At 62.4% G+C, this 6,272-nt stretch carries 9 protein-coding genes; all 9 read right to left on the bottom strand.

The genetic code is table 11. The features are described 5' to 3' along the window. Positions 1 to 283 (bottom strand): hypothetical protein (locus tag NTW26_01080; GenBank protein ID MCX7020868.1); only part of this gene is annotated, 283 nt, incomplete at its 3' end. A 1-nt stretch (position 284) separates the two neighbouring features. After that, on the bottom strand, positions 285 to 1,568 hold the full coding sequence (locus tag NTW26_01085) for an aconitase/3-isopropylmalate dehydratase large subunit family protein (GenBank protein MCX7020869.1): 1,284 nt from the start codon (positions 1,566 to 1,568) through the stop codon (positions 285 to 287). A 1-nt stretch (position 1,569) separates the two neighbouring features. Further along, positions 1,570 to 1,899: a DUF3467 domain-containing protein gene (locus NTW26_01090; protein ID MCX7020870.1), complete on the bottom strand. Its 330-nt coding sequence runs from the start codon at positions 1,897 to 1,899 to the stop codon at positions 1,570 to 1,572. Between the two features lie 192 nt (positions 1,900 to 2,091). Continuing rightward, positions 2,092 to 2,757, bottom strand: coding sequence for a XylR N-terminal domain-containing protein (locus tag NTW26_01095; protein MCX7020871.1), 666 nt, complete (start codon positions 2,755 to 2,757; stop codon positions 2,092 to 2,094). 177 nt (positions 2,758 to 2,934) lie between these two features. Continuing rightward, the gene (locus NTW26_01100) at positions 2,935 to 4,005 is read right to left on the bottom strand and encodes an isocitrate/isopropylmalate dehydrogenase family protein (GenBank protein MCX7020872.1); all 1,071 of its coding nucleotides are present in this window, start codon (positions 4,003 to 4,005) and stop codon (positions 2,935 to 2,937) included. Between the two features lie 110 nt (positions 4,006 to 4,115). Next, positions 4,116 to 4,673: a hypothetical protein gene (locus NTW26_01105; GenBank protein MCX7020873.1), complete on the bottom strand. Its 558-nt coding sequence runs from the start codon at positions 4,671 to 4,673 to the stop codon at positions 4,116 to 4,118. A gap of 10 nt (positions 4,674 to 4,683) precedes the next feature. After that, positions 4,684 to 5,229 carry a hypothetical protein gene (locus NTW26_01110; protein MCX7020874.1) on the bottom strand — a complete coding sequence of 182 codons (546 nt, stop codon included), beginning with the start codon at positions 5,227 to 5,229 and terminating at the stop codon, positions 4,684 to 4,686. A gap of 73 nt (positions 5,230 to 5,302) precedes the next feature. Next, the gene (locus NTW26_01115; GenBank protein ID MCX7020875.1) at positions 5,303 to 5,884 is read right to left on the bottom strand and encodes a hypothetical protein; all 582 of its coding nucleotides are present in this window, start codon (positions 5,882 to 5,884) and stop codon (positions 5,303 to 5,305) included. A gap of 11 nt (positions 5,885 to 5,895) precedes the next feature. Then, a partial coding sequence (locus NTW26_01120) for a hypothetical protein (protein MCX7020876.1) occupies positions 5,896 to 6,272 on the bottom strand: 377 nt, incomplete at its 5' end.

Consider the following 6,272-nt stretch of genomic DNA (forward strand, 5'->3'; position numbering starts at 1 on the left):
GGAATGTCATAATCGGTGCCGGATGACGAGCATCATCCTGCGGCGGCTCGGGAGCGGTACCATATGATGGTTCCAGGTAGAATTCACGTTTGCAATTATTGCATTTTACAGGGCTTTCATAATGTGATCCGACACGTCCTCTCTGGTATACAAAGAGAAGTTGAAGATCACAGTTGGGGCAAATCCAGGTAACGCTATTGCCGTCGGCGAACACATCCGTCGGCGCACCGTTCCATTGGAAACGGCACACTTGGCCGTTCACCGGCGAAAAAGTCCAACCCATCTTATCCCCTTTGGTTAAGCGCTTCCCGCGGATCGGTGACCACGCCGGCCACGGCCGAGGCGGCCACGGTGGCGGGTGAGGCCAGGATTATCTGGGCCTCCTTGCTGCCCATGCGCCCCTTGATATTCCGGTTGGCGGTGGAGAGGCCGATCTCGCCGGGCGCCAAAGCCCCCTCGTGAGCCCCCAGGCAGGGTCCGCAGCCGGGGTTGAGAATGACGGCCCCGGCATTGTGAAGAGTCGCCAGGGTCCCGTCGGCCAGCGCCGCCGCGTAGATGCGCTCGCTGGCGGGCAGAACGAGGAGACGTATCCCCGGTGCGACGTATTTTCCACGGAGAATCCGCGCCGCCTCGCGTAGGTCCGAGAGGCGGCCGTTGGTGCAGGTGCCGATGAGCCCCTGATTGAAGGGCCGGCCCGCGATTTCCGCCACCGGGTGGACATTGTCCACCTGGTGGGGCAGGGCGACCACCGGCACGATTTCACCGAGGTCCACCGTGTGCCGAGAAACGTACCGGGCCCCCTCGTCGGCCCACAGGGCGTCCTCCTCCTTCCATGCGACGCCGTTCTCCGCCAGCCAGGCCCGCGCGACGCCGTCCACGGGGAAGGCGGCGTTCTTGGCCCCCATTTCCGCCGCCAGGTTGCAGACGGTCAGCCGGTCGTCCACGGTCAGGCCCGGGAGCCCCGGCCCGTCGAACTCCACCGATAGGTAGTTCGCCCCGGCGGCCCCGATTCGCCCGATGAGGGTCAGAATCAGGTCCTTGGCGTAAACGCCCCTGGGGAGCGCGCCCGCGAGATCGAAGCGGATGCTCGCCGGAACCTTGAACCAGGTCTCGTCGGCGATCCACAGCCCCGCCGTCTCCGTGCGGTCAATCCCGCAGGCGAAGGCGCCCAGCGCTCCGTGGGTCGGGGTGTGGGAGTCGCTGCCCACGATGAGCCGACCGGGACCGGCGAACCCCAGCTCGGGGAGCACCTGATGGCAGACGCCGCCCCGACCGATGTCGAAGAAGGCGGCGATGCCCTGCTCCGCGACGAAGCGGCGGATTTTATCGTGGTTCGACGCCTCCTTCTCCCCCGGCGCCGGCACGGTGTGGTCCAGGACGACGACGATGCGCTCCGGCCGGTGGACGCGGGTCCCCTCGCCGACGATGGCCCGGAAGTTGCCGATGATGGCCGCCGTGTTGTCGTGGGAGAGGACCACGTCCGGCGAGGCGGTGACGATTTCCCCGGCCCTCGCCACCCGCCCCAGCCGGCGCGAGAAGAACTGTTCAGCGAAGGTCAAGACGCCCAAGTCAGTTCTCCGTCGGGTCGCCGTCGAAGGCGTTGTAATCGAAGGGCGGCTTTCCCTTCTTGTTCCCGGGGAGCTTGATCTCGCCGAACTTGTCCTCGTAACCGCTCACCGCCTGTTCGAGCCGCAACCAGAGGGCCTTGGCGGCGATGGGGGGGAGGATTATCCGGCTGTGGACCCGCACTTTGCTCATCCCCGGCAGCACCCGGGCGAAGTCAATCACGAACTCACCCGGCGTGACGGAGATGTGCACGGCGTTGGCGTACATCCCGGCGGCCACCTCCGGGGAAAGGTCAATCTGGACCTTCTTCGGCTTTTCCGGTCCTTCCTCCATCTTCGGGCCTCCCTTTCGCTCGTTTCGTCGCCAGCGTAGCAAAACCCCGAGTTTCTGGCAAGCCGCTGGAAATTGTAAGTATCCGCATGTAGCGGTTGACGCCGCGGTAGTTGGACCCCGGGCGCAAGGTAAGCCGCTAAAAAAGGGGGCCGCGGTGGACCCCCTTGCGACAAAACAACCGAAGGCGCGGCTCTACACCCTCAGACCGGTCCCGCCCGGAGTCCGCAGCTCGGCTATCCGCTGGACCAGGTGACGCGGCGGCGCCATAACGACAAGGCACCGCTCGTCGCCCATCGCCCGGCAGGAGAGCTCCTCCGCCTTGAGGTCCAGCCCGAAGGCCACGGAGCACCACCCCGTCGAGTAGCCGGCGTTCATAAAGCAGACCGGGTGGTTCGTCTTATGCTCGTGGGCCAGGTAGCTCTCGGCCTCGAAGGAGTAGTGGTGGTAGTAGACCAGGATGTATTTCTCGTCGGGCGAGGGCCTGGAGAGGGGCAGAATCTCCACCCTGGCCATGCCGGTGAAGGCGAAGTACACGGGCCCGGCGGCCAGGCGGTCAATGGGGTCCTTGGCGCCGGTGTTCTCGCAGAAGCGGATGCAGTCCTGCCGCCCCATCTGGTAGGCCATTTCGTAGAGGATGAACTGGGCCGCGCCGCCGAATTTATCCTGGAAGCTCTGCTGGAGGAAGTAGCTGAAATCGGCGGCGAAGATGAGGGAGTAACGGTCGGCGCCCTTGAGCGTGATGGTGCTCCGCTCCGGGTCGAGCTTCAGCGTGGCGAAGTACTCCTCCATCATCCGCTCGGCCTTCGCGAACACGGGCGCGTATTCGTCGGGCGTGATGACGTACTTCAGCTCGGCCATGCGCGGGCGTCCTTTTAAAATAGTGAGAAGTTCAGTAAAAAAGATGGGGCCGGGGGGAGCGAAAAGTCATCCGCGTAATACTACCGCGGTTGCCCTTGTCACTCAAGCATAGTAGAAAGTACCAAATCTTGCTAAAAAAGGGCGGGTCGGCCCGCCCTCTCCCGGTCGTTAAAAAAATTACAGCCGCGCGGCGATGGCCTCGGCCACCTCCAGCGAGCCCGCGGCCTTGTCCCGCCCCACGACGTCGTAGGTCTTGGGCGCACCGGGATCGGCGTAGAGCTTGAGCACCGCGTTCCAGATGCGTTCCGCCGCCCGCTCCTCGCCCAGCCATTGGAGCATCAGCCGCCCGGCCAGAATCGTCGCCGTGGGGTTGACCACGTACTGCCCCGCGTACTTGGGCGCCGACCCGTGGTTCGGCTCGAAAAGGCCATAGGAATCGCCGACGTTCGCGCTGGCCCCGAAACCAAGACCCCCCACGAGCTGGCACCCCTCGTCGGAGATGATGTCCCCGAACATGTTCGTCGTGACGATGACCTCGTAGAACTGCGGGTTCTTGATGAACCACATCGCCGTGGCGTCCACGTTCTCCTCGCCGGTCTTGATTTCCGGGTACTCCGCGGCCACCTCCCGGAAAACCTCCAGGAAGAGGCCGTCGGTGGCGCGGATGACGTTGGCCTTATGGACGGCGGTGACGAGCTTGCGGCCGAACTTCCTCGCGTGCTCGAAGGCGGCGCGGACGATGCGCTCGCACCCCCGCCGGCTGAACACCCGGCAGGAAATCGCCACGTCGTCCAGGTCCGCGAAGCGCTCCAGGTTCGGCAGGATGCCTACGAGCGCCTTGGGCATGGGCCGCGCCTCGACCCCCGAATACAGCCCCTCCGTGTTCTCGCGGAAGATGACCATGTCTATGTCGTCGCGGTAGTTCAGCGGCACGCCGGGGATGGCCTTGACCGGGCGGACGCAGGCGTAGAGGTCCAGGCGCTGGCGGATTTGGAGGATGGCGCTCTTGAAGCCCTTCACGCCGGGCTTCGAGGTGATGGCGCCGAAGTAGCAGGCGTCGGTGGATTCCAGCGCCTCCCAGGTCTCCGGCGGCACCGTGTTCCCCTTGGCCTCCCACATGCACCAGCCGGCGTCCGCGTCCACCCACTCGATGTCCAGGTCCAGGGCGTCGAAGACTATCATGGCGGCCCGCATCACGTCGTGGCCGGTGTCGTCGCCCGGTATGCGGCAGATTCTGTGGCCCAACAAAACTCCTTGGGTAATAAGAGGGTTGCGCGAATATTACCACGGCTTTTTCGACCCGGCAACCCTGAAAAAAGGGGCGGATGACCCGCACCGGAGTACTAGGTAACGCCTTCCTATTTGTAGTAAAGAGCCTTGATCTCGCCCCAAGTGCATTCCTCAACGCCGGGCAGGCGCAAGCTCGCTTTATCCCACCAGTTAATAATGACCCACTCGCCGTCCACCTTCATAAGCTCCATGTCGAGCAGACCCGTGGCCAGGTACATAATAGGTTCCGGGTCCGCATTCTCATCAAATACAAGTACATCGTACTCAATATTCTCAACCTTATAGGTCTCCGCCCCTTCCTCAGGCTCGGTGACCCCGTCGAGGTCCAGTTGCACTTGCACGTTCTCCGCCCCGACCGCGTCAAAGAGGTTGTTATAAGCGGTCATCTCATCAACCAAACCCCAACTTTCCGGGATATCATGATACCCCACGTCCCGGGGGTCGAAGTAGAAGGTGAAGTCGTCGGTCAGCAGGCTCTCATAGGCGTCCACATCACCGCTATTCCACACATCCATGAACTTGTTCAGCGTCTCCAGGACGGTGCCGTTCCCGTCGCCGTCCGTGCCCGTGCTGCAGGAGAGGCAGGTGAAGAGAGCCGCGACGGCTATCGAAACGTACTTGCTCATTTCCCACTCCTTAAAAACAAGCCTTAATCGCGCCCCAGGTCGTTTCCTCAACGCCGGGCAGGCGCAAGCTCGCTTTATCCCACCAGTTGATGATGACCCACTCGTCGTCCACCTTCTTAAGCTCCAGGTCGAGGTTTCCTCTGGCGATGTAAGTTATGCTGTCAAATTCGTCTTCCACATAGACACACACCTCGTAAGGCACATCTCTGACCATGTACGTGTTCACCCCTTCCTCGGGCTCGGTGACTTCGGAGAGGTCCAGATCCACGTCCACGTTCTCCGCCCCGACCGCATTGAAGAGGTTGGTTACCGCCATTATTTCCATCGTGTAGCCCCAGGATGGCGGTATGTCCGAATCCCCACCCACGTCCTGGGGATCGAAGTAGAAGGTGAAGCCCTCGTCCAACAGAACTTTGTAAGTATCCATGTCCCCGTCATTCCACACGTCCTCGAAAAGAAGCAGCGTCCCCATGACCGTCGTCTGGTCGTGCGGGACGCCATCTTCTCCGTCCGTCCCGGTGGAACAGGACAGGCAAAAGCACAGCGCCGCCAGCAAAACGAAGCGAACCGAGCGAAGCGAGCTATGCCCCCGGCACACCGAGTTACGCCCCGGCGAAACAAGACCGTGCCTATTCATCATCGTCCTCTATGAAATAGCCCTTCAACCTGCCCCAGGAAACCTCATAGATGCCGGGGAGGTGCAGGATAGAGTTATCCGTCCACTCGGTCACGACCCACTCACCGCCGCGTTTTTCAAGTTGCAGATCGAGCCTGCCATCGGCCTTGAGGACCGCATCTAAATCGGGCACCTCCACGTACAAGAGGTAGGCGATGTTGTCGAGGGAGCAGGTGACGGCCTCTTCCTCGGGTTCTACAATCCCCGAAAGGTCTAGCTGTGCGGAGACGTTCGATACCCCGACCTGTGAGAAGAGATTTTTGTACGTCTGTATCTCCTCCTCGTAACCCCAGAAGGGCGGTATATCACCCCAGACGTCCGCGGGGTCGAAGTGGAAGATGAAGTTCTCCTCGTCCAACAAGCCTTCGTAGGCGTCCATGTCCCCGTCATTCCACACGTCCTCGAAGAGGTTCAGCGTACCGAGAACGGTTGTCTGGTCGGGCTGATCCCCGTCTCCTGAGCCCGTCCCGATTAAACAGGACAGGCAGACGAAGAGAGCCGCGGCGGCCAGCGCCGCTAAAACCGACGCGCGCATTTCCCCCTCCTCTACTTGGGCTTCGCGGTTCCCTCCTCTTTCAGCTTCTCCGATTCACCCGCCAGGGCCTCGTTCACTTTCTCCACCTTCTCGTCAACCTTTTGCAGGCTCTCGTCGAGGGTTTTCTGCAGCTCGGCGATCTTCTCCGCCAGGCCGGTGGTGAGATCGCCGATTCCCTCCTGGATGGCGGGCGCGAGCTCGTTCATGGCCTCGACGCAGACCGCGCCGAACTCGGCGGCCAGCACGCCCATCTGGAGGCCCATCTGCGCCATCCCCCGGCCGAGCGCCTCGCCCCACTGGGCCCAGTCCTTGCCCAACTCGTCCTTGAGATAACCTGCCACGGCCCGCTGGCGATCGGCGTCCTTCTCCAGCGCCTTGCCGTAATCCT

This window comes from bacterium (assembly GCA_026398675.1).
Classification (GTDB): domain Bacteria; phylum RBG-13-66-14; class RBG-13-66-14; order RBG-13-66-14; family RBG-13-66-14; genus RBG-13-66-14.